This window comes from Patiriisocius sp. (assembly GCF_051252435.1).
Taxonomy (GTDB): domain Bacteria; phylum Bacteroidota; class Bacteroidia; order Flavobacteriales; family Flavobacteriaceae; genus Patiriisocius.
The window spans coordinates 106,084-129,548 of the sequence record NZ_JBPOFW010000006.1; the positions used below are offsets into that span (position 1 = coordinate 106,084).

The window sequence follows — 23,465 nt, forward strand, 5'->3', positions numbered from 1 at the left end:
GAAATTTCAAGACATTTAACTTTGTGTTGTTTTGTATTATTTTTATTTCTGAAATAAAAAACAACCAAAATAGCACTACAGATAAAAAAAAGTGAAAGTCCAAAAATCATTATAAAAAAATTATTTATGTTTCAGAAAAAAGAAAACCCTGTACCGTAAATAGCACAGGGCTCTTTAAATGTTGCAATTACTCCTCACTAATTACAACTATTATAATTTGATTAACGTGTTCCTATTTTAAACATTTATTTTTTTAGATCGTACGCAAATATTGAATTGTTATCAGCTTTGTAATACAGTATTCCTGCAAAATCATCTACTATATATTCTGGCTTCTTATCTTTCAATATTATTTCTTTTTCCATTACTCCGGTATCTTTATTTAACTTTACTAATCCCACTCCATCATCTAATTTTGTTAGTACAAATTGGTGATTTTCGGTTGCAGCAGTTGCTTTAAATCTTTTTAACATTTCAGAAATTGAAGCACCGGAAGCGGCTGCCAATCCACCAGCCAGTTCACTTTCACGATCAGCCTGGCTGTCGTAACCAGCTAATCTATTTTGTAATGATGAATTTGCCGCAGCCATTGACCCAGCCGCTGAAGCAACTGCAGTTACTCCTGCTAAAATTGCACCCATTGCACTTTTCCCAGGTGCACGGTAGTATTCATGCCAAACATTTTTGCCGTCTTGATCAAGCATCATCATGTTCTGCTCGCTCGTTAAAAGTATATTAGAATTTCTCACCTCAATATGAGAAGGAGCTTCCTTTCCATCAAATTTTGAATCTGCTAGTTCACTAACTTTTCCAGTAGATTTATCGACAGCATAAAGTGTATTGTCTGCGCTAATTAAATAGCGATCTTTGTTAGCATCAAAGGTGGAAGAGATAGCATCTGCCCTTTTATACTTTAAAGGCTTATCCCATACTTGGCCTCCTGTTTTTAAATCTACAATATTAGCGTCCTCACTGGTAATATAAATTAATCCTTGAGGAGTATGCGCCATCGTTAGAATGTTCTCCCCTGTTTTTAGTGGTTTTTTGAACAGTGTTTGACCATCAAAAGAAACTTTGTTAATACCCCCTTGGTATATACCAAATAATATTCCATCCTCCATAACATAAAAATGCTGAACATATCCTTTTGTTTTGGGTGCTTTATCCCATAAATCTTCTCCAGTTGTAGCGCTAAGAAACGCTATGTTAGATTCGTTCTTAGGAGAGAATACACTATTGCTCCCACCATCACTTGTGTTGCTTACAACCGCGATACCAGAAGGTAAGATTTCAAAATTCACTACTTGTCCCTTAACCTTATGATCATCCTTCCACAACTCTTGACCATTTACTCCAAATTTATGTATACGTGTATTTTTACCTTGATTAACTGCTTCAAAACTATAAATTTCGTTTTCATTCTCATTGGTTACCATCCAGTTTACATCATCAGTTTCGTTTTGCCAAAGCGTTTCTCCTGTTAAAGCTTTCTTGGCAAGAATACCCTTATTTGTAGGTATCAGTAAATGATTTTTCAACAATAATGGAGTACCCGTCAAAGTCATTCCAGAACCACCAATAGTAACTTTGTTAGGATCGACAATGTTAAATCGATAGTCCTCTTTTCCCGTATTTAAGTCATATACTGCAAGGTCATACGCGTATTTTTCTTCTGAACGTCTTTGACCTGTAACGACTAATTTATTTTGAGGCATCATTACATCACAACTATACACCATTTTCCAGCCATTTCCTTCGGTTGAAAATAGTGTTTTACCAGATATGTAGTCAACAATACTTTTTTTAGAAGTAAGATTCGCAAAACCTCCCTGTGCCACCATTACATAAGGTGTGTTAGGTATAAATGTAAGTTCCTCTGGTTTTACACGTCCGTATTCAGTAAAATTAAAAAGTAATTCGTTTGACCCTGGCTTGATTCCTACAAGACCATCATTCGTTGCTACAACAAGTGTTCCTCCTTGAGTAAGACGCATCTCATTTATCTTCGCCCCTGTATCATAACGAAAATCTGGAGTTTCGGCTTTTTGAGCTATCATTGTTGTTACAGTTAATGTAAATAGTACTGTAATATAATTATACATTGTTTTCATAATTTTTCGAAATTAGATGATTGATATATACATCAAAGTTGCTTTAATTCTATACCCATTTCAATAAGGCAATTGACGTATAAAGTAATGATTAGTTAAATTTTAAAACTCGCATTCAGCTTCATTACAAAAACCCTATATGTTATTTATGGGATATATTGAGACTCATCATGTAATCTCCTAAAGTTTCATATTCTAAATTGGCTATTTAAACATTTAATAGTCATTAGTGAAACTGTTTAAGCTTTTTTAGGTTTAGTCCTTCAAAGACTTAAAAAAGAAAACCCTGTACCGTAAATAGCACAGGGCTCTTCAAACATTGCAAGTGCTCCTCAACACGTGCAATTGTATTTGTTTAATTATTAGTTACAGTAATATTAAACTCTCCATTGGTCACTGAAACCGTATCGCTATTATTATCTAAAGAATACCCTGTAAATGAAAATGTTCCTTGTACCGTTTCTCCATCAAAACTAGAAATATTTATTTCACCTGCATTGTTAGGGGCAGCACCAGCAGTTGTATAAATCACAACAGTACTTGGGTCTGGATTTGAAGAATCTGGTAAAAAGCTGTATGTCCCTAAGTTTGTAAAATTCAATGGGTATGTCCCCACTCCATCAAAGGTGGTAACAATCATTTGTAAATTTTCAGACTGAGCAGTCCCTGCAGATACAGCAAGTACTTGAGTAGGTCCAGATGCAGTAAGTTGTGCAACCACAGTGCCTTCTAATCCGCTGTAAGAACTACCATCTACCATTGCTGTAAACGAACCTGTTCCACCAGTTGGGTCATCGCCTCCATCATCATCGCTCTTGCAAGCAACTAAAGAGGATACCATAATAATTGTAAGAAAAAAATGTTTGAAAAGTTTCATAATTTTTAAGTTTTAGATTCCTTTAATGAGGAATGGTTAATTAATGAAACAAAGATGCCCTAAGAATCAAGCAGATTCAATAGGGCATTTGACGTATACTACTAATTTTTAAGAGTTTCTATTAAAAATCAATCCAAGGAAATCGTTCTTTTACTTCGGAAATTTTAAGATGCAGATCCTTTTCAAATTTTATATGACCTTCACTCTGCGGATTAAATGGACGATGTTGTAATCCCTTTTGAATGATGTCAATTTTATTTTGAAGCGGTTCCGTTTCCGAAGCAATCCAAATCGTTTTAAACTTTTCCCAAATAATTGAAATTGCAGTGTTGTTTGGGTGAATTAAATCCTCGCCATAAAAACGATAATCGCGAAGTTCGTCTGTCATTATTTCGAAAGAGGGGAAATAATGATTGTGCTTTCTGGGTTCAACTATTTCTTGAGTGCCAGCAATCAAATGTGCTTTGCTGCGGCTATTTTCAACAATACCATCTTTAATATGCCGCACGGGAGAAACTGTATGTATGAGAGTACAATTGGGGTTTACGTCTCTAATAAGTGCTTCAATACCGAGTAGCACATCGCTCACATCGTCTGGTGACAATAATTCTTTTATAAATTTTTTCTGCGGAATTTTATGACAATTGGCAACCACGGTATCATTTGAAATTTCGCGATAGACCCAAGCCGTTCCCAACGTTAAAATGATGTGTGAAGCTTCAATAATATAATTTTTAAAACCAACCAAAGCTGTATTCAACTTTGACAGAAATATATCTTTATCTGCATTTGAAAGTGAAGAATGCACCTCGAAACAATGCCATTGTTCGTTTTGAAAAAAGATGTCTTTCTCAGTGAACTCAACTTCATTTATGGCACGTGTGATTAATTTTTCAATCGCAACTGGATGGAATAAAATACCAAAAGGATTTATTAGATTTTGGAATTTAAAGTACTCTAACTTTTCTCCAATATTTTCGGCAAAACAACTCCCCAACAATAGCACTTTTGATTTGTAATCAATCTGATTACGCTCTTTTGATAATGGGATTGTTGTTGTTAGTTTCATCTTATTTCAAATAACTTTTCACATCTTCCAATGCCTTCACAATTCCATCAGGATTTTTTCCTCCGGCGGTTGCAAAGAAGGGCTGACCACCGCCACCACCTTGAATGTGCTTCCCTAATTCTCTTACAATCGTACCAGCATTTAGGTTCTTTTCGGTGACTAATTTTTTGTCTATGTAGCAGGTAAGCAGAGCCTTTCCATCATTATTGCTTCCGAAGAGAATAAAGAGATTGTCTATTTCTCCACCTAATTCGAAAGCCAAATCCTTGAGCGAATTGGCATCCAAATCTAATTCTTTTGTCAAGAAATTTACTCCATTCACTTGAGTCACTTCGGACTTTAAATCGCCTTTGATATTTTTTGCTTTGTCTTTTAATAATTGCTCAACTTGTTTTTTTAAGTAGGAATTTTCTGTTTGCAACTTTTCAATAGCTACAGTAGGTTCCTGCGTATTATTTAAAAGCGATTTTATTTCGGCGTAGGCCTTATCATTTTCTGCAAAATAATCTTTTACTGCATCATTAGTAATGGCCTCGATACGTCTAACTCCTGCTGCAACGGCACCTTCACTTTTAATTTTAAAATGCCAAATATCCGCAGTATTCTCAACATGCGTTCCACCACAGAGTTCAATCGATTTTCCAAAACGAATGGTACGAACGGCATCGCCATATTTCTCCCCAAAAAGTGCCATAGCACCTTCTTCAATTGCTTTTTCCATGGGAACACTTCGGTTTTCTTGGAGTGGTAATCTACCTGCAATTCTAGCATTTACAAATTCTTCTACATCGCGCAATTGCTCATCGGTCACTTTTGCAAAATGCGAAAAGTCGAAACGTAAATATTTTGAGTGAACCGCACTTCCTTTTTGCTCAACGTGCGTCCCCAAAATTTCTCGTAATCCTTGGTGCAACAAGTGTGTGGCTGTGTGATTACACTCTGTTCTATAACGCTGTTTTGAATCTACAACGGCTTTCATTGTAGCTTCCAATTGATTGGGCATATTCTTTACAAAATGAATAATCAAATTGTTTTCTTTCTTCGTATCAAGTATGTAAACAACATCTCCATCTGGTGTTTCTAAATAGCCCTTATCGCCCACTTGTCCTCCACCTTCAGCATAAAATGGAGTTAGATTGAATACCAGTTGGTACATTTCTCCATCCTTTTTGGAAGTCACTTTGCGATAACGTGTTAAATGTACGTTTGCTTCGAGTGTGTCGTAGCCCACAAATTCTTCTTCGGCATCTTCTTTTAAAATTACCCAATCATCAGATTGTGATGCAGAAGCTTCCTTACCTCTATTCTTTTGTTCTTGTAATTTTTCGGCAAATTCTTTTTTTGAATATGTGAAGCCGCGTTCTCTAAGAATAAGATCGGTTAAATCTTCGGGGAAACCGTAGGTGTCTTTAAGTTCAAATACTTTCGCCCCAGAAACTTCTTTTGAAGTTTCATCTTCAATCATTCTATCGAGCAAAATCAAACCTTGATCCAATGTTCTTAAAAAAGACACCTCTTCCTCTTTTATTACATTTTCAATAAGTTGCTTTTGACTTTTAATTTCAGGAAAAGCATCACCCATTCTTTTACTCAATACTGAAACGAGCCTGTAAATAAAAGGTTCCTTTTTATCCAAAAATGTAAACCCATAACGCACTGCACGTCGCAGAATACGGCGAATTACATAACCTGCTCCCGTGTTGCTCGGTAATTGCCCGTCAGCGATTGAAAAAGCCACCGCGCGCACGTGGTCGCTGATCACTCTAATGGCGATATCTATCTTTTCATCTTCGCCATAATTTGTATCGGTTATCGTTTCAATTTCACGAATAATGGGAGTAAAAACATCTGTATCGTAATTTGACGTTACGTTTTGCATAACCATGCACAAACGCTCAAACCCCATTCCTGTGTCAATATGTTTGTTTGGCAAAACTTCGAGGTTTCCATTTGCTTTACGGTTGTATTGCATGAAAACCAGGTTCCAAATTTCCACCACTTGTGGATGGTCCATATTCACCAATGATTTACCGTCAACCTGTGCTTTTTCTTCCGCAGAGCGAATGTCTACGTGGATTTCCGAACATGGTCCACAGGGTCCTTGATCGCCCATTTCCCAAAAATTATCCTTTTTATTTCCTTTGAGAATTCTGTCTTCAGAAATGTATTGTTTCCAAATATCGTATGCCTCCGTGTCCATTTTTAGAGTATCAGCATCATCACTTCCTTCAAAAACGGTTACATATAAAATGTCCTTGTCTATTTTGAAAACTTCGGTTAAAAGTTCCCATGCCCAAGCAATGGCTTCGGTTTTAAAATAATCTCCAAAGCTCCAATTCCCCAACATTTCAAACAAAGTGTGATGATACGTATCATAACCCACTTCTTCAAGATCGTTGTGTTTTCCGCTAACACGAAGGCATTTTTGCGTATCGGTCAACCGCGTGTTCTTTGGAGTTCCGTTTCCGAGGAAATATTCTTTGAAAGGTGCCATCCCGCTATTAACAAACATTAGCGTGGGGTCATTTTTCAACACCATGGGCGCAGAAGGTACAATGTCGTGGGATTTTGACTTGAAAAACTCTAAAAACTGTGAGCGTATTTCGCTGGACTTCATAGTATAATTTTTGTGGTTGCCAATACGTTTAGTGTACTAGCGAAACAATTTCTATATTTGTGTAACATTGTGCTCAAAAGCGCAACATATCAACGAGCAAAAATAAGTTTTTTTGGCGTATGTCTAAGGTAAAATATTATTACGATAGCGAAACACTTTCCTATCAAAAAATAGAACGGAAAAAGGGCCGCAAGACGGGTATTTTTCTTTTGAGTCTTTTGGGAATCGTGCTCAGCGGTTTTCTATTAATGCTGTTATTTTTAAATCTTCCTGGTTTTGAAACTCCAAAGGAAAAAACGCAAGCACGCGAGCTCGCAAATCTCGAACTTCAATTAGATTTATTGAACAAAAAAATGGAAGAGGCAGAAATGGTTCTCCATGAAATTGCAGACCGAGACAACAATTTATATCGCGTTTATTTTGAAGCAAATCCCATTCCTGATGAGCAGAGAAAGGCAGGTTTTGGAGGTATTAATAGGTATAAAGACCTTGAGGGATTTGATAATTCGTCTTTAATAGTTTCTAGTAACAAAAGACTCGATATTCTCACCAAACAAATTGTAGTTCAATCGCAATCACTTGATGAAATTGCTGTAATGGCCGAGGAAAAAGAAGAGTTATTGGCTGCTATTCCTGCCATCCAACCGGTAAACAATGAAGATTTAACACGCATGGCGTCTGGTTATGGGTATCGCACGGATCCATTTACAAAAGCTCGTAAGTTTCATTTTGGAATGGATTTTACAGCACCGCGAGGAACGCCTGTTTACGCAAGTGGCGATGGCGTAGTAACACGAGCAGACAATACAGCTACGGGCTACGGAAATCACATACGGATTGAGCATGGTTTTGGCTATGAAAGTTTGTACGCACACCTCTACAAATACAATGTGAGACAAGGCAACAAAGTGAAACGTGGTGATCTCATTGGGTTTATTGGAAGCACTGGGCGGTCTGAAGCACCTCATTTACATTACGAGGTTTTTAAAGATGGTGAGCGCATCAATCCTATTAATTTTTACTACGGAAATTTGAGCCCTGAAGAATTTGCCGATATTTTGAAAAAATCGCAAGCTGAAAATCAGAGTCTTGACTAATGGATTTGCGATGTGCGGTTGTAGATGTACGATTTCTGAAATTTTATGAAATAAAGAATTGATTAAACCGAAGAACATCCACCTAATCCCCTTCGAAAGGAGGATTTGAAAACCTCCTCCCCTTAGAAGTGGAGGTTGGGAGGTGATGTTCTTACATAGATATAATTAAAAACAAATACACGTTTAACTTTTAACCCTTAACATATTACTACCGTCTAATGACTAAAGACCACCAACTAACATGCATATAGAATTACCTGAAAAAAGATATTATAATATTGGCGAAGTAGCCAAGGCTTTTGGGGTGAACAATAGTTTGATTCGGTTTTGGGAAAAGGAGTTTGACGTTCTACAACCCAAGAAAAACGCAAAGGGAAACAGAAAATTTACACCCGCTGATGTAAAAAATCTAGAACTCATCTATTACTTAGTTAAAGAAAGAGGATTTACACTCGAAGGAGCTAAAACTCATTTGAAAGAAAACAGAAAGAAAACACTGGATAGCTTTGATATTATTAGAAAGCTAGAAGGCGTTAAAACCGAATTACTTAAAATAAAAGACCAACTTTAAACAACCTATCATGAAAAAATCACTCATTTTTATTATCGCCATTGTAGCTATTCTAACCATTATTGGATTTACAATGGGACCTAAATTTTATAACACTGGAATTTCCTTAAAAGAAGATGCCACGGCACAATGGGGAAATGTTGAAAGCGCTTACCAACGTAGAGCAGACCTTATTCCTAATATTGTAAATACGGCAAAAGGATATGCCGAATTTGAACAAGAAACCTTGACGAAAGTAATCGAGGCACGTAGTAAAGCGACATCCATTACTATTGACCCAACAAATATTACTCCTGAAAAAATGGAGCAATTCCAGCAAGTACAGGAAAATATGACGGGAGCTTTATCAAGACTATTGGCTGTATTTGAAAGATACCCAGATTTAAAGGCTAATGAAAATTTTAAAGAACTTATCAACGAGTTAGAACGTACCGAAAATAGAATTAATGTAGAGCGCAATCGTTTTAACGAAAGTGCAAGACCATTTAATAAGCACATTCAAACATTCCCAAATAACATCATCAATAATTTTGTGGGAAAATTTGACCAAATCGCTTATTTTAAAGCAAAAGAAGGTAGCGATGTAGCGCCAAATGTAGAGTTTGATTTTGGAACGTAAGCATTCCGATTTTATTCAATAAAACAATAACCCGCAAAATTAAATAATGTCAAAAGTAGAAGATTTTTTAACCGCTGAAGACGAGGCCAATATAATCAATGCAATTCGTGTTGCTGAGGGAAATACGAGTGGTGAAATACGGGTTCACCTTGAAGCGACTTCAGAACTTGACCCTTTTGAAAGAGCTGCGGAAGTGTTTGATTTCTTGCACATGAATAACACTAAGCATAGCAACGGCGTGCTTATTTATGTTGCCGTGGAAGATAGAACGCTAGTAATAATGGGAGACAAAGGCATCAACGATAAAGTGTCACAAGATTTTTGGGAAAGCACTAAAGATATAATTATCAATCATTTCAAAAAAGGAAATATTACACAAGGGCTTGTGGATGGTATCATTAAAGCGGGTGAACAATTGAAGAAATATTTTCCCTACAAAGCGAATGATAAAAATGAATTGCCCGATGATATATCAGTGGGATAGGTGGTAGCGGGTAGGACGCTTCGCTGGTAGGTGTTAGTAATAAAGAAATTACTATTTGAGCACCCCACAGTTTTAAAGCGCCCTCTGAGAGCTGTATCCGACGAGAAAGGCACGACTGAGAGGAAAGCAAAAGGGCTGGGGTGAGGGAATTATAACAAACAACAATTTGAACAACATAAAAACATATATTTCTTCCTTATTATTCACACTTGCAATTTTAGTAAGTGGGACTATAATGGCACAATTTGATATTCCGCCAGTTCCCGAAGAGCAGACCTCTGTGTATGATTACATAAATTTGTTGACACCTTCAGAAAAGAGTTCTTTAGAAGAAAAATTAGTGAGGTATGCAGATTCAACCTCAACCCAAATCGTTGTGGCAATTATTAGCACTACAAAAGGGGAAGACATATCTTTTTTAGGAGCAAAATGGGGGCAAAAATGGGGAATTGGTCAAGCAGATGAGGATAATGGTATTTTAATATTACTTGCAAAAGATGACCGTAAAGTAGATATCAATACTGGCTACGGTATAGAATATAGAATTACAGATTTAATGGCCGAGCGTATTATCAACCGCATTATGGTACCACAATTTAAGGCAGGTAATTTTTATGGTGGGCTTGACCAAGCAGCAGATGCTGTTTTTGAAGCACTCAATGGCGAATTTAAAGAAGACCGTGACTTTTCAAAAGAAGGAGGGATTCCACCTCAAGTTATTTTCTTTTTAATTTTCTTATTCATTGTTTTTATCATCGCTTTAACTTCAAAGAAAAATGGACGCGGAGGAAAAGGCGGCAACCGCACTAGCACCGGAAGTAGTTTACTGGATGTCATTATTCTTTCAAATATGGGACGCACCGGTGGATTCGGGGGCGGAAGTTTTGGAGGTGGTTCTTCTTCGGGAGGTGGCTTCGGTGGAGGTTTTGGTGGTGGCTTCGGGGGAGGTGGCTTTGGAGGCGGTGGCGCTTCTGGAGGTTGGTAAAAACTTATTTTTCTTACTACTAAAAATCTATTTTAAATCATCAATGAAGATGACACCTACTAAGGTGGTAATTTTGGACTATCTAAAGTCTTCAATAAATATAAATGGCTTTTAATCGCTTCACGCAGTCAAATTTCAGAAGCCAAGGGAACAATTCTAGATTTATCGATTTTAAAAAAATCAATTCCACCACCCATTATCATCCGTCTCTCCCTTCTTCCCGAGGGTGTTAAACTTATAACTAAAGCTAAGCATAAAGTAGCGCTGCAACACCGTGCTTTGAATATCTTGAATATAGTCTGCGGTTGACGTACGGCGGGCGTTTGTATTTTGGTTTAGTAAATCGTAGGCCTTTAATGTGACCAATCCCTTGTCTTTGATAACCGAATATGAAATCGATGTATTCCAGAAAAATGCACTCCTTTGAAAACCTTCGGCGACATCGGGATTGTAATTATAATTGATGTCATTGTTCCACTCAAAGTTTTCTGGATAGGTGAAATTTGTTTGTAATTCTAAGGTATGCTGAATATATGTTTCGTCTTCAAAAGCTGCAATATCGAATGTATTTCGGCTTGAGCTTATAGAATAAGATGGGTCAATGTCAAACAAATCTTTCCACGTAAAACCAATCCCTATTTCGGGTCTAAACGTTGTTGTTTGGCTGTCATATTGAATATTATTATTGAAGTTGACCGATTTATTTCCGTAGAAATTAAATCCTAAATTCAATGTAACGGTGCGAATACTATCCAATTGTTTCGACTTATTCCAACCTAAATTTCCATTGTAATTATACGCTCCATCTACGTTTGTATAGGTTGTTGTTCTTACAAAGTCTTCATCTGTTGTAGTTTGCGAAACCACATCGTCATTGCTCAAACTTGCATTCATATAGGCATAAAAACCAGACTTGGTTTGAAAATCGTAATTGTTACCGCCCAAATAAATACTGTGGCGATTGGTGGGTTTTAAATCTGGATTACCCGTTCGAATATTCAAAGGATTTGAAACATTTACATACGGCGATAATTGCCCAACCGAAGGCGCATTATTACGCAAACTGTAACCCATCCAAGACCTAAATTTTTTAGTGAACGAATAATTTACTCGCAGTCCAGTTTCAACAGCATCAAAATCGTTCTTGAAATTTACATTTCGCACCGCGTCATCACTTTCTAATGTCCTGTTCACATACGCCACATTTGCTGAAACTCGTAGCTTGTCATCTTTGTAGGTCATCCCAATTTCTGGCTTTGAACTCTCGTTTTTGTTGTCAAAATCGGTGCTCTGCTCGGTGTTAAAATTGGAGTATGTTTGCGTGGTTTCATCAAAATCGAACACGCTCTGTCTATCTTCCCTGTTATCACTTTCGTAAGTATACGTACCTTCAAGATATAAATTATCGCCCAAAATGGGATAGCGCAATCTGGTTTGAACTTCAAAACCATTGTTTTTTTGTTCTCCATCTGTGAGCTGATTTCTAATGATTGTATTTGGATCATCGCCAAAAACCTCTGTATTGCTTTGAAGCTCATCGTCATTTTCATCCCTAGAAATATCGTTATTAAAACGAACCCTAAAAAATCCGCCTCTATCGCCGTATTTTTTAGTCATTTCCAGTCTGTTTTCAAATGACGCGTTTTTGCTTTCGCTAAATCTATCTGTGCTTGACTGGTTGGTCAAATCGCCATTTATCCTGCTGGAAGTTTCATTGTCACTGTAAAAATTTACACCTTTTGTGTAATTAAATTGCGGTCTTACTTCAATCTGAAATGTACTGTCAATTTCAGTTTTAAAATTCACATTTATACTGTGACCATCAGTTTCGCTTCGTGTACTTGAAGTGCTGTTTGAAAAAAAGAGGTCATCGGGAAGTATGTTTTCACGGTTTCTAATTTCGTTGTTAAACGAATTTGAAGCCGAATAAAAGTAGTCTGCTGAAATATCCGTCTCTTTACCCAGCTCGTCTGCGAAATTAGCACCTCCCACGCGTGAGTTTGTAATTCCTTGTCCTCCGCCAAAATTTCGGCCTCCGTAATTAATTGCTCCATTACTATTTGTTGAAATATACCTAGCCCCACCAAACATTTTATCCAACTCACCAAAGCTAAACCCTGGCGAATTGGTATTATTTCCACCACCCAAAGCACTAATACGTAATTCATTGTCAAAATAATTGATCAACCCCGCATATTCAAAACGCTCATCCGTCCCTCCTCCTGCAGCAACCCGTCCAAATATCCCTTTATTTTTTTCTTCATCAATTGTAATATTGATGGTTTTATTTTCATCATCTCCAGCTTCACCTGCAAAAGCTTCACTATCGGTTTTTGTATCTGTTACTTGAATTTTATCAACAATTTCTTTGGTAAGGTTTCGGGTGGCAATGGTTGGGTCATCCCCAAAAAACGGCTTCCCATTTACTAGAATTTTATTGACCGGCTTTCCATTAACGGTAATTTTTCCATCACTATCTACCTCAACGCCGGGAAGTTCTTTAAGTAAATCTTCTACGTTCGCGTCTTTTTTGGTTTTAAAGGATGCTACGTTAAACTCTAAAGTATCTTTCTTTATAGTTACCGGTGCTCGTTTTGCTGTAATTGTAATGCCATCCAAGGTTTCTTGAGCGGGTATCATTTTTATACTATCAAGTTGTACAATGCTTTCTTTAATCGAAACTTTTTTAAGATAATTTTCATACCCTACAAAGCTAATATTGACGTTCACTTCACTGGCGCCAGTATTTCCAATGAGTTTAAAATATCCCTTTTGATTACTAATGGTGTACGTAACCAAGGTTGAATCCTGAATTTTCTCTGCGTAAACGGTTGCAGATTCTAACGGAACTCCGCTCTCGGCATCTGTCAACGTTCCTTCGATTGAAAACTCTTGAGAAAAGGCGATTGAAGAGATGAATAGCAACGTTAGTGTAAGTATGCGCATGCGATTGATTTTGATTGGTATTGTATTAACGACAACAATCTCAATCAATTGTAATCGTTATGAATAATTGAAAAACAACTATTTCTTTCTAATATAAACCGTTACAGGAACACCATTGAAATCAAACTCTTTTCGCAATTGATTTTCAAGAAACCGTTTGTACGGATCTTTGATATATTGAGGCAAGTTCGCAAAGAATGCGAAACAAGGATGCGGCGTAGGTAGTTGTGTAATATATTTGATTTTTACGTATTTACCCTTATGCTGTGGTGGTGGTGTATTTTCAATGATAGGTAATAATGTGTCGTTCAAAACACTTGTCTTTATTTTCTTATTTCGGTTTTCGTAAACTTCAACCGCAGTTTCAATGGCTTTGAAAATACGCTGCTTGTTTAAAACCGACATAAAAACAATAGGCACATCAGTAAAAGGCTCGCATTGACGACGAATATACGTCTCAAATTCCTTAGCGCTTTTGTGGTCTTTTTCAATCAAATCCCACTTATTGGCAAGAATAACAACGCCTTTATTGTTTCGGTGAGCCAACCAGAAAATCTTTTGAACCTGTCCGTCAAATCCTCTTTGAGCATCAAAAACAAGGATGATAACATCACTATGTTCAATAGCACGCACACTTCGCATAACCGAATAAAACTCTAAGTCTTCTTTTACTTTTCGTTTTTTTCTGATTCCCGCGGTATCAACCAAGTTAAATTCAAATCCAAAACGATTGTATTTTGTATCGATACTATCTCTTGTTGTTCCCGCAATATCAGTTACTATGTAGCGCTCTTGCCCTATCAATGCGTTGATGAAAGAAGATTTCCCCGCATTAGGTCTTCCTACGACAGCAAACCTTGGCAATGTCGCTTCTTCTTTTTCGGCTTCTTCTGGCAATGCTTTTATAAGGTCGTCGAGTAAATCACCACTTCCACTTCCGTTGATGCTGGAAATAGTATAAAAATTTTCAAATCCTAGCGAATAAAATTCAACAGCATCTTGGGCACGTTGCCCATTATCTACTTTATTCACTGCTAAGAATATGGGTTTTTTACATTTCCGAAGTAATCTAGCAACCTCTTCATCCATTCCCGTTACGCCCGCTTCTACTTCAACCATAAAAATTATAGCGTCTGCTTCATCAATGGCAAGTTCTACTTGTTTATCGATTTCGGCTTCAAAAACGTCATCGCTACCTTTCACATAACCGCCGGTATCAATCACAGAAAACTCCTTCCCGTTCCAATCACTTTTTCCATAATGGCGGTCACGTGTAACCCCACTCACGGCGTCAACGATAGCTTCTCTCCTTTGAATCAAGCGATTAAAAAAAGTAGATTTTCCCACATTTGGGCGTCCCACGATAGCAACTATGCTCATAATTTATAAAATTTAATAGTTTGCAAAAGTACTCTTTATTTGATAGAAAATTTAGGTAAAATGGCTTGTTCTGCGGAAATATTAAAACACTGAAACTGAAGCCAAAGATGAAAGAAAAGAAAACTTTTTAAATTAAATAAAACATTAATTAAGTGGCTACTGAAATATCGATCAATATAATTTTATTTCAAAAAAAACTAAAGACAAGCAAACGTTTATTTGTAACTCTTATGTTTGAACAATACGTCTGTCCAGCCAGCTTTATCGTTGCGATATTTTAATGGATAAATGGTTATTAGCTCAAATCCATTGTCAATCGCAACATCATATAAAGAAGAGAAAGAAGGTAAATTTTTGTACATATCCATAAATGTGACTTCAAAATACAGAAGACCAATTTTGTTTTCGGCCAAAGTTTTTTTAGCTCCTTTGAAAACCTCCATTTCATAACCCTGAGTATCCAGCTTTAATACGTCAATGAAATCAATATTTTTTCTCGGCAAAAATCATCAACAGTGTTAACTTTTACAGTGGTATTTCTAACAACTTCACCCCAACCCTCAATTCCTTTTTCGAGAAATGAACTCATCTCTGTCCCTGATGTTTCGTTTAAAACTAATTGCCCTTTTTGTGCTCCAAGGCCAGCATTCCACAAATTGATATTTTTATGATTTGCGGTGTTTTTCTCTAATATTTTAAATGTTGTAGGGCTAGGCTCAAAGGCGTGCATAATGTAGTCATCAAATACATCTTTAATACTTTGCAGGGTTTGACCTTCGTTTGCGCCAACATCAAAAATGATAGGTTTTTTACTCGATACAAATTTATGGATGTCCAAGTAAGGGTATTTTCCAAGATTTTGTGATTCAAATTTGACTATATCATATCCCAAATTTCTAACGAATGACCTTATCTCTTTTAATGTTCTCTTAACCATAGGGTTTAATAAATTTGATTTTGATATACTATATAATAATATTTCAAAAGCCGTTAGATGAACAAAGATATAATGCTTTTATGAAAACTGCTGAAAACAACGCACTAGCATTTCATGCAGCTCTGGGTGTTTGCGTTTAAAAAGGTCTGGGCGTTCAAAGAAGTATTCGCTCACCACAGCAAAGAATTCGGCTTGATTGGTTCCTCCGTATTTTCTAATATCACTTTGATCGTTGTTGATGGCTTCCATTTCGTCGTGCATTAATTTTACCCACGGAATAACGTATTTATGTTCCAATAAGCGCTCGGGGATTCCGTCAGTTTCGCCATCTAGTTTATCGATTAAATGCACAAATTCATGAACGGGCGTGTTGTGCTTATCGGTTTTGTTTTCAAAAGCGTGATGAATCGCTCGTTTTGACAATATCATTTGTTTTTCAAATCTCCCGCTTCCCACAAGTCCGGCAATCATTCGTTGGTTTCCTTCCCCTTCAAATTCTAAATCGTCATTAAAATTATCTGGATAAATCAAAATACTGCTAAGATTATTATAATGCCAGTCTCCAAAACCGAAAACGGGAATGACCGCACTTGCAGCGATGAGCATTTTGTCTTCTTGAGTAACTTCGGTTTTTATACCTTCTATGTTGATTTCGCTTAAAAACGCCATCATTCGTTTCTTAAATACTTCTCTATTTTCTTTTGAAAGATTGCTATAAAAGTGAACTCGTTTCAGCAGAGAGGATTCCCATTCCTTGGGAAATTCCTGCGCCGGTTTCTTTTTTAATTTGCTGAACGCGTAAATAGCAAATACAACGAGCAAAGCGAAGAGGATGATAGAAAGTAGCATTTATTATTAGCTCTTATTGTTATATCCAAAACGTCTTAATTGTTTTGAATCGCTTCTCCAATTCTTGCTCACTTTTACATACGTTTCCAAGTAAATCTGTTTTCCGAAGAACTTTTGAAGGTCTTTTCTGGCTTCGGTTCCCACTCTTTTTAAAGCTTCTCCTTTATGCCCAATGATAATCCCTTTTTGAGACTCGCGTTCTACCATAATCACAGCACGTATGCGGATAATGGTTTCATCCTCAAAGAACTCCTCGGTCACAATCTCAACCGAATATGGAATCTCTTTTTTGTAATGGATCAATATTTTTTCACGGATACATTCATTGACAAAGAAACGTTCGGGTTTATCTGTTAATTGGTCTTTGGGGTAAAATGGTGGTGACTCTGGGAGCAATTCGATAATGCGAGTAAAGACTTCGGCAACGCCGAAATTTTGCAATGCTGAAATCGCGAAAATTTCTGCATTGGGGACTTTTTCTTTCCAAAGTTCTAAAGCTTCCTTTAAAAGTTCTTCATTTCCTTGGTCAATTTTATTCAGTAATAAAAGTACAGGGATTTTACTATTTTGAATTTTATTGAAAAAGGCTTCATCTTTAAGTTCCTTTTCTCCTAACTCCACAATGTAAAGTAAAACATCTGCATCTTCAAAGGCACTTTTTACAAAGTCCATCATGCTCGCTTGTAACTCATACGCGGGTTTTATAATCCCAGGTGTGTCACTCAACAATACTTGAAAATCATCGCCGTTCACAATCCCCAAAATACGGTGACGGGTAGTTTGCGCTTTTGAAGTAATTATAGATAAGCGCTCGCCAACAAAGGCGTTCATCAACGTACTTTTACCCACATTTGGGTTTCCTATAATATTTACAAATCCGGCTTTATGCGTTGTAGTGGTTTCTTCCATTTTGCAAAGATAACTAGTAATTATTTAGAGGATGAATTGATTTTAATCAACTTCGGTTTCTGTAGCAACTTTTTTGACAAGTGCTCCAACGGTTAATCCTTGTACTATAATTGAAAACACAACTACAATGTAAGTTATAACTAGAAATAAATCGCGGTGCATTTCAGAAGTTAAACCTAATGCTAGCGCTATAGAAATTCCACCCCGAAGTCCTCCCCAAGTCATAATTAGATTTGTTTTTGGAACAAAATTTAATTTTTTCTTAAAGAAAGTAATTGGCAATAATAATGAACTGTATCTACAAATAAGGATAACTGGAATAGCTATCAGCCCAGCGATAACATAACTGCCTTTTAATGTGAGCACGAGCATTTCCATACCAATTAATACAAACAATATTGTATTTAGTAAAATATCAATCAACTCCCAGAACTTATCTACATATATTTCTGTAGTTTGAGACATTGCAGAGTGGCGAACCGTATCGTTTCCTACTAGTAATCCTGCGGTAACCATTGCTAAAGGTGCCGATAAATGAAAATGTTGCGCTACAGCTGTTCCTCCCATTACGGCTGCAAGTGTTAGAATAACTTCAATATCATAATCGTCTATTGACTTCATGAGCCTGTAAGTAATCCATCCCAAAAATAATCCTAACGCAATTCCACCCAATACTTCTTGGGAAAACAAAACAACAATATCCATAGGATTTACCTCGCCTCCTTCACCTAGAGAAGCAATTTGGAATATTGTTAAAAAAACGACCACACCAACACCATCATTAAATAATGATTCTCCTACAATTTTTGTTTCGAGTTTTTTTGGAACACCTGCTTTCTTTAAAATACCAAGAACGGCTATAGGGTCTGTAGGTGAAATCAAAGCCCCAAAAAGCAAACAGTAAATAAAGTCAATATTTAAGTTTAATAATTGTAAAATTAAATACATCACAATACCTACAAGAAACGTAGAAGTTAAAACTCCTACAGTTGAAAAAGCAAGCACTGGCCATCGCTGTATTTTTAATTGATTAAAATTTGTATGTAACGCCCCTGCAAACAGCAAGAAACTTAACATAATATCTAATAAGACAGTTTTAAAATCAATTTGAGTGATTATGTATTTTTCAGCATCTAATAGTGTAGTATCAAAATAACTGATTGCAAAAACACCAAGAGTAAACACTATGGTTATTACCATTAAACCTATAGTGGTTGGCAGCTTTAAAAAACGAACGTTAATGTAACCAAATGTAGCCGCTAAGAATACAAGTATTGTGATAATTAAAAAATAATCCATTGCTAATATCCTTTAAGTTATGTGCTAAATTTTAATTAATATCCCCTTATATTCTGCTCCCATTTCCATGCAGATGCAAGTGCATCTTCCAATGTCAACTCGGTTTGCCAACCCAATACTTCTTTTGCTTTTGTAGTATTTGCATAGGCTTCGACAACATCGCCTGGACGTCTGGCTACTATTTTATAGTTTAATTTTTCGCCGGTCACTTTTTCAAAAGCATTTACAACTTCCAAAACCGAACTTCCTTTTCCTGTTCCAATATTGAAAAAATCATAATTTGAACTCATTTCTCTTTTCAATAATTTCTGAAGTGCAACCACGTGTGCTTTTGCTAAATCTACTACATGAATATAATCACGAATGGCGGTTCCATCTGGTGTTGGATAATCATCACCGTAAACCGAAAGTTGTTCTCGTTGCCCCGTTGCCGTTTGGGTTATTAATGGAACTAAGTTTTGTGGTGTTCCAATGGGCAATTCTCCAATCAAAGAACTCTCGTGAGAACCGATAGGATTAAAATAGCGAAGCGCAATTGCATTTAAATTTGGAGTAACTCGGCAAACATCTTGGATAATTTCTTCTCCTATTTGTTTTGTGTTTCCGTAGGGAGACTCTGCCGGTTTTACAGGTGCATTTTCGGTTATTGGCATTTGGTCTGCTTGACCATAAACGGTGCAAGAAGAACTAAAAATAAAGTTGGCAGTATCCTTTTTTTGTAACTCTTGCAAAACGTACACAAGCGTATTTAAGTTGTTTTCATAATACAGTAAAGGATTTTCAACACTCTCTCCCACGGCTTTTGAAGCCGCAAAATGTATTACCCCATCAACATCAGTATGTCTCGAAAAAAAATCGATAACCGATGCTTTATCACGCAAATCCATTTCTTCAAAAAGGGGTGTGATTCCAGTAATTTCAGAAATACCATTGAATACATTTTTATCGGCATTTGATAGATTGTCTATGATGACAACTTCAAATCCTTTTTGTTGTAACTCTACCACAACGTGCGAACCAATAAATCCTAAACCTCCGGTAACTACTATTTTCATCTTTAAAATTCTTTGCAACAAAACTACTGTTTAAAATTGAAAACGAAGTTTTGGGCAATTAAATTTTCCGAAGAAAAGAGCATTCTATTTATCTTTTGAAATTATAGACAAGTCCTATTCCGTAGCCTGGACCTTGAAAAACATTTCGGCCGTTAATAACGTAACTCAAACTTACGTAACTGCCCCAATGTTGATTGAACGAATGAAAAACAGTGCCGCCAACTTTATTAAAATCAACGCCCAATTCTTTGAAATTTTGTGGTGGCGGTGTCCCTAGATAATCAATGCCACCAAAGGAATTTTGATAGTCAAAATAGACATCGTAATACCATTTTGCAGTTGCTTTTCCTATCTTTAAAGTGCTGATAAAGCTCTCTGGTGTTTCGCCAAATTTATAAGCATAGCCACTTTGCAACGTAGAAAACCATGCGTTTTTATAGATTACATGAAGCAATGCCCGCCCATTAACAATCGTAGCTTGTTGCCCAATATCATTGAGTCCGCCCACATCATAATCCGTTAAAGGAGTGGAAAATCCAGCGGCTAGACCTATATCATATTTAAAGTTTGATTTTTTAAAAGAAGCGACTTTATATTTAGCGTATATTGAAATATCCTGAAAATCTGTATTGTCGTTGCTGCTCAAAAAAGGGACGGATACATTTATGTCAAAATCGTTCGTAACTCCGTACGCGGCGAATAGATTTCCATAATAAAGTGATCTGCTAATATCTGTCCGTGTGTTGCCCGCAAAATAATTTTTATTGTCTTCAAAACCCGCACCTAAAACAACGGAGCCATTTCCTTTTTCTTTAAAAAATCCATCAATCGCTCCTTGAGCAAAGGACTGAAAGACGGGCAATACCAATAATGCAACAATTCCTATTTTTTTCATAAGTCCTTTTTTAAGGCATCCAATAAGTTGGAAACATCATTTAGGTCGTTATAATAATGAAAACTTACTCGTATACCGCCACCGCGAGGGGAACAAATAATATTGCGTTCTTTTAACTTTTGGAAAAGCGCCTCATCTCCCTCAAAATTGATAATAGAAGAATGTATTTTGCGATTCAATGTCATTGGCGCTAGCAAATCAAGTTCGTTCAAACCTTCCAAAGCTACCTTTTTCAACGATTCAATTTTTGTTGAAATATTATTAATTCCATATTTTTCGGCTTGAAGGATGGCTTGGTGGAGACTTCCGTAATTGAAGGTGTCTTGGTGACCGGGTTCAAAATGTTTTACAAATTTTGTTTCTTCGGCTTTGCTGTCAAAAGTTTCGGCGCCGTTGAAGCCAATGGTCGCCGGAAAAATTTTTTCTTGTGCTGCTTTTTTTACCATCATTACTCCATTTCCGAAGCCCGCCAACAACCATTTGTAACAACTAGCACCCACGACATCGATGGCATTTTCGGAAAAACTAAAATGCTCCGTCCCCAAATATTGCGTGGCATCAGCCATAAAGAGCACGTTGGGATATTGGGATTTTAATGCTTTCAGAAATGTAAAATCTATTTTCACTCCGCTCAACCATTGCACAATAGAGAACACAAAAATATCTGGGTGATGCTTTTTAAAGGCTTCGGAAATGTTAGCCTCAAGGGTTTCTGAAATTTCAGCATAACAAACATTAAAATCACGGGTTTCGATGGGCCATAATAAGGATGGATAATCATTTTTGAGCATCAATATTTTTTGCCCTTTGGGCAGTCCTTCCAAAATGGTATTGAAACCAAAAGAAAAATTAGGAATTAAAGCGACCTCATCCATTTGAGCATCAAAAAAACGAGCGGCGGCTTGGCGTGTGTCTTCGGGTATTTTTTTGCGGATGGTGAAGTCGGCACCGTTTTTTAACAAGTCTTTTTCGTGTTGAGACCTCCAATCAAAAAGCGTCTTTGAAAGCAGGCCAGAGCTTGCGGTATTCAAATATGTTTGATGCTGGAGTGCTGGGAATTCATTTCTTAAATCTTCCATAAAGCGATAGGCAAGGTTGTTAAAATTGGGTATTTTTACTGTATAATTCCAACCATAAAGGTAACCAACTATGTTTTCAAAAAATAAAAATAAGGAAAGAATTGACTCAGAATCACGCGAACAATATGACTATGCGCGAAGACGAATTGCGCAAAAGAAAAAATTGATGCGTCACTTTGTAGCATTTCTAGCCGGCTCTGTTTTAATAATTATTTTGAGCCAGGTAGTTATTAAAAATGAATCATTGCCCAGTGACTGGTGGGTGTATGCTATTTTAGTTTGGGTGTTCATTTTTCTTATTCATGTTTTCAATGTATTTATCACCAATAAATTTATGGGCAAAGAATGGGAAGACCGACAGCTCGAAAAATTGAAATCAAAACAGGAAGCACGTGTTGCAGAGTTAAAAAAACAAGCCATGCAGGAAGTAACGGTAAAAGAAAATAAAATTGCAAAAGAACAAGATGCATTAAAAACAATGACTCGTGATACACAAACGGAAAACACCCAAATAAAAAGCAACCCCAACCAATTACCACCAGAGCAACGATGATTACAATAATAGCAGCCGCTGGCGAAAATAACGAATTGGGAAAAGACAACGATTTGGTCTGGCACTTGCCCGATGATTTTAAGCGATTTAAAAAATTGACAACGGGACATCCCATGATTATGGGCCGTAAAACATTCGAGTCATTCCCCAAACCACTTCCGGGAAGATTGCATATCATTATTACCCGAAATAAAAATTACACTCCAAAAGTTCCCGAAGGTCGTGAGAAAGATGTGGTTGTGGTAAATTCTATTGACGCAGCGCTCATCAAAGCTTCCATCGACTCAACACCATTTATCATTGGCGGTGGCGAGATTTATAAGTTAGGGCTCGAAGTTACAGACCGTATTGAGCTTACAAGAGTACACGGCACGTTTAACGTAGATACCTATTTCCCAGAATTTGATAGAAAAAAATGGGAGAAAGTCGCTGAGGTTTTTCATGAAAAAGACGAGAAGCACGATTATGCTTTTACGTATGAGACTTGGGAACGGAATTAATATTTCTTCGGAAATTTTAATTTAACAAAACCTTCATTTTAGTTTAGCAATTCCTTGGCGCAATTACTTTGTGTTCGTACGTATCTTTATTTAAAATAAAGAAATTATGAGCACACAAAACCTTTTCAATCAAGACGCAAAAGATAAAATAAAAGAAATAGCCGAATCTGTTGATTTTGCTATGATGGTAACAAATCTAGGAGCAACTCCATTAAATGCAATCCCAATGTCCACAAAAAAGGTGGAAGATGATGGGAGTATTTGGTTTTTGAGTAATGCAGACAGTGAACACAACAAAAATATAAAGGCAAATAGCGAAACGCAATTACTATACAATGGTAATAAAAACATGAAATTTTTAAGCGTGTATGGAAATTCAGGAATTTTTAGAGACCAAAGTATTATAGACGAGCTATATAGCAGCACAGATGATGCTTGGTTCGACGGGAAAAACGACCCAAAAATTACTGCTATTAAATTCGCTCCAAAGGAAGCCGCTTACTGGGATTCTAAGAGCAACGCAATAGTGAGCTTGTTTAAAATGGGCAAAGCTGCTGTCACCGGAGAAAAAACTGATTTGGGAGTTTCGGGGACTTTAAAAGTCTAATTTGCAACAATTATTTTCAGTATTAA

The 23,465-nt window shown here is 36.7% G+C and carries 22 protein-coding genes; 8 read left to right on the forward strand and 14 right to left on the reverse strand.

Annotated elements, in window-relative coordinates:
- Window positions 1-245: 245 nt before the first annotated feature.
- The 4 genes from ACSHW7_RS13295 to alaS form a co-directional block, all read right to left on the reverse strand.
- Window positions 246-2,111, reverse strand: a complete 1,866-nt coding sequence (locus ACSHW7_RS13295) for a PQQ-binding-like beta-propeller repeat protein (RefSeq protein ID WP_435679855.1) — start codon at window positions 2,109-2,111, stop codon at window positions 246-248.
- A gap of 355 nt (window positions 2,112-2,466) precedes the next feature.
- Window positions 2,467-2,988, reverse strand: coding sequence for a DUF6252 family protein (locus ACSHW7_RS13300; RefSeq protein ID WP_435679856.1), 522 nt, complete (start codon window positions 2,986-2,988; stop codon window positions 2,467-2,469).
- Window positions 2,989-3,109: 121 nt separating this feature from the next.
- Window positions 3,110-4,057 (reverse strand): GSCFA domain-containing protein, encoded by a 948-nt coding sequence (locus ACSHW7_RS13305; RefSeq protein ID WP_435679857.1) that lies wholly within the window; start codon window positions 4,055-4,057, stop codon window positions 3,110-3,112.
- A 1-nt stretch (window position 4,058) separates the two neighbouring features.
- The gene (gene alaS / locus ACSHW7_RS13310; RefSeq protein WP_435679858.1) at window positions 4,059-6,674 is read right to left on the reverse strand and encodes an alanine--tRNA ligase; all 2,616 of its coding nucleotides are present in this window, start codon (window positions 6,672-6,674) and stop codon (window positions 4,059-4,061) included.
- A 119-nt stretch (window positions 6,675-6,793) separates the two neighbouring features.
- Here alaS and ACSHW7_RS13315 point away from each other — a divergent pair, with 119 nt between their 5' ends.
- The 5 genes from ACSHW7_RS13315 (at window position 6,794) to ACSHW7_RS13335 (ending at window position 10,430) form a co-directional block, all read left to right on the forward strand.
- A complete protein-coding gene (locus ACSHW7_RS13315) occupies window positions 6,794-7,771 on the forward strand; it encodes a M23 family metallopeptidase (protein ID WP_435679859.1) in 978 nt (325 codons plus the stop codon).
- Between the two features lie 241 nt (window positions 7,772-8,012).
- Window positions 8,013-8,342, forward strand: a complete 330-nt coding sequence (locus tag ACSHW7_RS13320; protein WP_435679860.1) for a MerR family transcriptional regulator — start codon at window positions 8,013-8,015, stop codon at window positions 8,340-8,342.
- Window positions 8,343-8,352: 10 nt separating this feature from the next.
- On the forward strand, window positions 8,353-8,961 hold the full coding sequence (locus ACSHW7_RS13325; protein ID WP_435679861.1) for a LemA family protein: 609 nt from the start codon (window positions 8,353-8,355) through the stop codon (window positions 8,959-8,961).
- A gap of 46 nt (window positions 8,962-9,007) precedes the next feature.
- Window positions 9,008-9,445 (forward strand): TPM domain-containing protein, encoded by a 438-nt coding sequence (locus tag ACSHW7_RS13330; protein WP_435679862.1) that lies wholly within the window; start codon window positions 9,008-9,010, stop codon window positions 9,443-9,445.
- A 166-nt stretch (window positions 9,446-9,611) separates the two neighbouring features.
- Window positions 9,612-10,430 carry a TPM domain-containing protein gene (locus ACSHW7_RS13335; protein ID WP_435679863.1) on the forward strand — a complete coding sequence of 273 codons (819 nt, stop codon included), beginning with the start codon at window positions 9,612-9,614 and terminating at the stop codon, window positions 10,428-10,430.
- 180 nt (window positions 10,431-10,610) lie between these two features.
- On the opposite strand, the gene ACSHW7_RS13340 is transcribed toward ACSHW7_RS13335, so the two are convergent.
- The 10 genes from ACSHW7_RS13340 to ACSHW7_RS13385 all read right to left on the reverse strand — a co-directional run bounded on the left by ACSHW7_RS13340 (window position 10,611) and on the right by ACSHW7_RS13385 (window position 21,779).
- Window positions 10,611-13,376 (reverse strand): outer membrane beta-barrel protein, encoded by a 2,766-nt coding sequence (locus tag ACSHW7_RS13340; RefSeq protein ID WP_435679864.1) that lies wholly within the window; start codon window positions 13,374-13,376, stop codon window positions 10,611-10,613.
- A gap of 78 nt (window positions 13,377-13,454) precedes the next feature.
- On the reverse strand, window positions 13,455-14,759 hold the full coding sequence (gene der, locus ACSHW7_RS13345) for a ribosome biogenesis GTPase Der (protein ID WP_435679921.1): 1,305 nt from the start codon (window positions 14,757-14,759) through the stop codon (window positions 13,455-13,457).
- Between the two features lie 212 nt (window positions 14,760-14,971).
- On the reverse strand, window positions 14,972-15,199 hold the full coding sequence (locus ACSHW7_RS13350) for a hypothetical protein (protein WP_435679922.1): 228 nt from the start codon (window positions 15,197-15,199) through the stop codon (window positions 14,972-14,974).
- Between the two features lie 23 nt (window positions 15,200-15,222).
- Entirely contained in the window at window positions 15,223-15,693 is a 471-nt protein-coding gene (locus tag ACSHW7_RS13355; protein ID WP_435679865.1) for an FkbM family methyltransferase, read from the reverse strand.
- A gap of 78 nt (window positions 15,694-15,771) precedes the next feature.
- Window positions 15,772-16,542, reverse strand: a complete 771-nt coding sequence (locus ACSHW7_RS13360) for a zinc-dependent peptidase (RefSeq protein ID WP_435679866.1) — start codon at window positions 16,540-16,542, stop codon at window positions 15,772-15,774.
- 6 nt (window positions 16,543-16,548) lie between these two features.
- Entirely contained in the window at window positions 16,549-17,451 is a 903-nt protein-coding gene (gene era / locus ACSHW7_RS13365) for a GTPase Era (protein ID WP_435679867.1), read from the reverse strand.
- A gap of 42 nt (window positions 17,452-17,493) precedes the next feature.
- Window positions 17,494-18,750: a cation:proton antiporter gene (locus ACSHW7_RS13370; protein ID WP_435679868.1), complete on the reverse strand. Its 1,257-nt coding sequence runs from the start codon at window positions 18,748-18,750 to the stop codon at window positions 17,494-17,496.
- Window positions 18,751-18,785: 35 nt separating this feature from the next.
- Window positions 18,786-19,805 (reverse strand): UDP-glucose 4-epimerase GalE, encoded by a 1,020-nt coding sequence (galE, locus tag ACSHW7_RS13375; RefSeq protein ID WP_435679869.1) that lies wholly within the window; start codon window positions 19,803-19,805, stop codon window positions 18,786-18,788.
- An 88-nt stretch (window positions 19,806-19,893) separates the two neighbouring features.
- Window positions 19,894-20,700, reverse strand: a complete 807-nt coding sequence (locus tag ACSHW7_RS13380; RefSeq protein WP_435679870.1) for a hypothetical protein — start codon at window positions 20,698-20,700, stop codon at window positions 19,894-19,896.
- Window positions 20,697-21,779: an aminotransferase class V-fold PLP-dependent enzyme gene (locus ACSHW7_RS13385; RefSeq protein WP_435679871.1), complete on the reverse strand. Its 1,083-nt coding sequence runs from the start codon at window positions 21,777-21,779 to the stop codon at window positions 20,697-20,699. Before ACSHW7_RS13385 ends, ACSHW7_RS13380 begins: the two co-directional genes overlap by 4 nt.
- 70 nt (window positions 21,780-21,849) lie before the next feature.
- On the opposite strand from ACSHW7_RS13385, the gene ACSHW7_RS13390 reads away from it, so the two are divergent.
- From ACSHW7_RS13390 to ACSHW7_RS13400, 3 genes are all read left to right on the forward strand, one after another.
- Window positions 21,850-22,332: a 2TM domain-containing protein gene (locus tag ACSHW7_RS13390; protein ID WP_435679872.1), complete on the forward strand. Its 483-nt coding sequence runs from the start codon at window positions 21,850-21,852 to the stop codon at window positions 22,330-22,332.
- Window positions 22,329-22,832, forward strand: coding sequence for a dihydrofolate reductase (locus ACSHW7_RS13395; RefSeq protein ID WP_435679873.1), 504 nt, complete (start codon window positions 22,329-22,331; stop codon window positions 22,830-22,832). Before ACSHW7_RS13390 ends, ACSHW7_RS13395 begins: the two co-directional genes overlap by 4 nt.
- 106 nt (window positions 22,833-22,938) lie before the next feature.
- Window positions 22,939-23,439 (forward strand): pyridoxamine 5'-phosphate oxidase family protein, encoded by a 501-nt coding sequence (locus tag ACSHW7_RS13400; RefSeq protein ID WP_435679874.1) that lies wholly within the window; start codon window positions 22,939-22,941, stop codon window positions 23,437-23,439.
- Window positions 23,440-23,465: the final 26 nt, after the last annotated feature.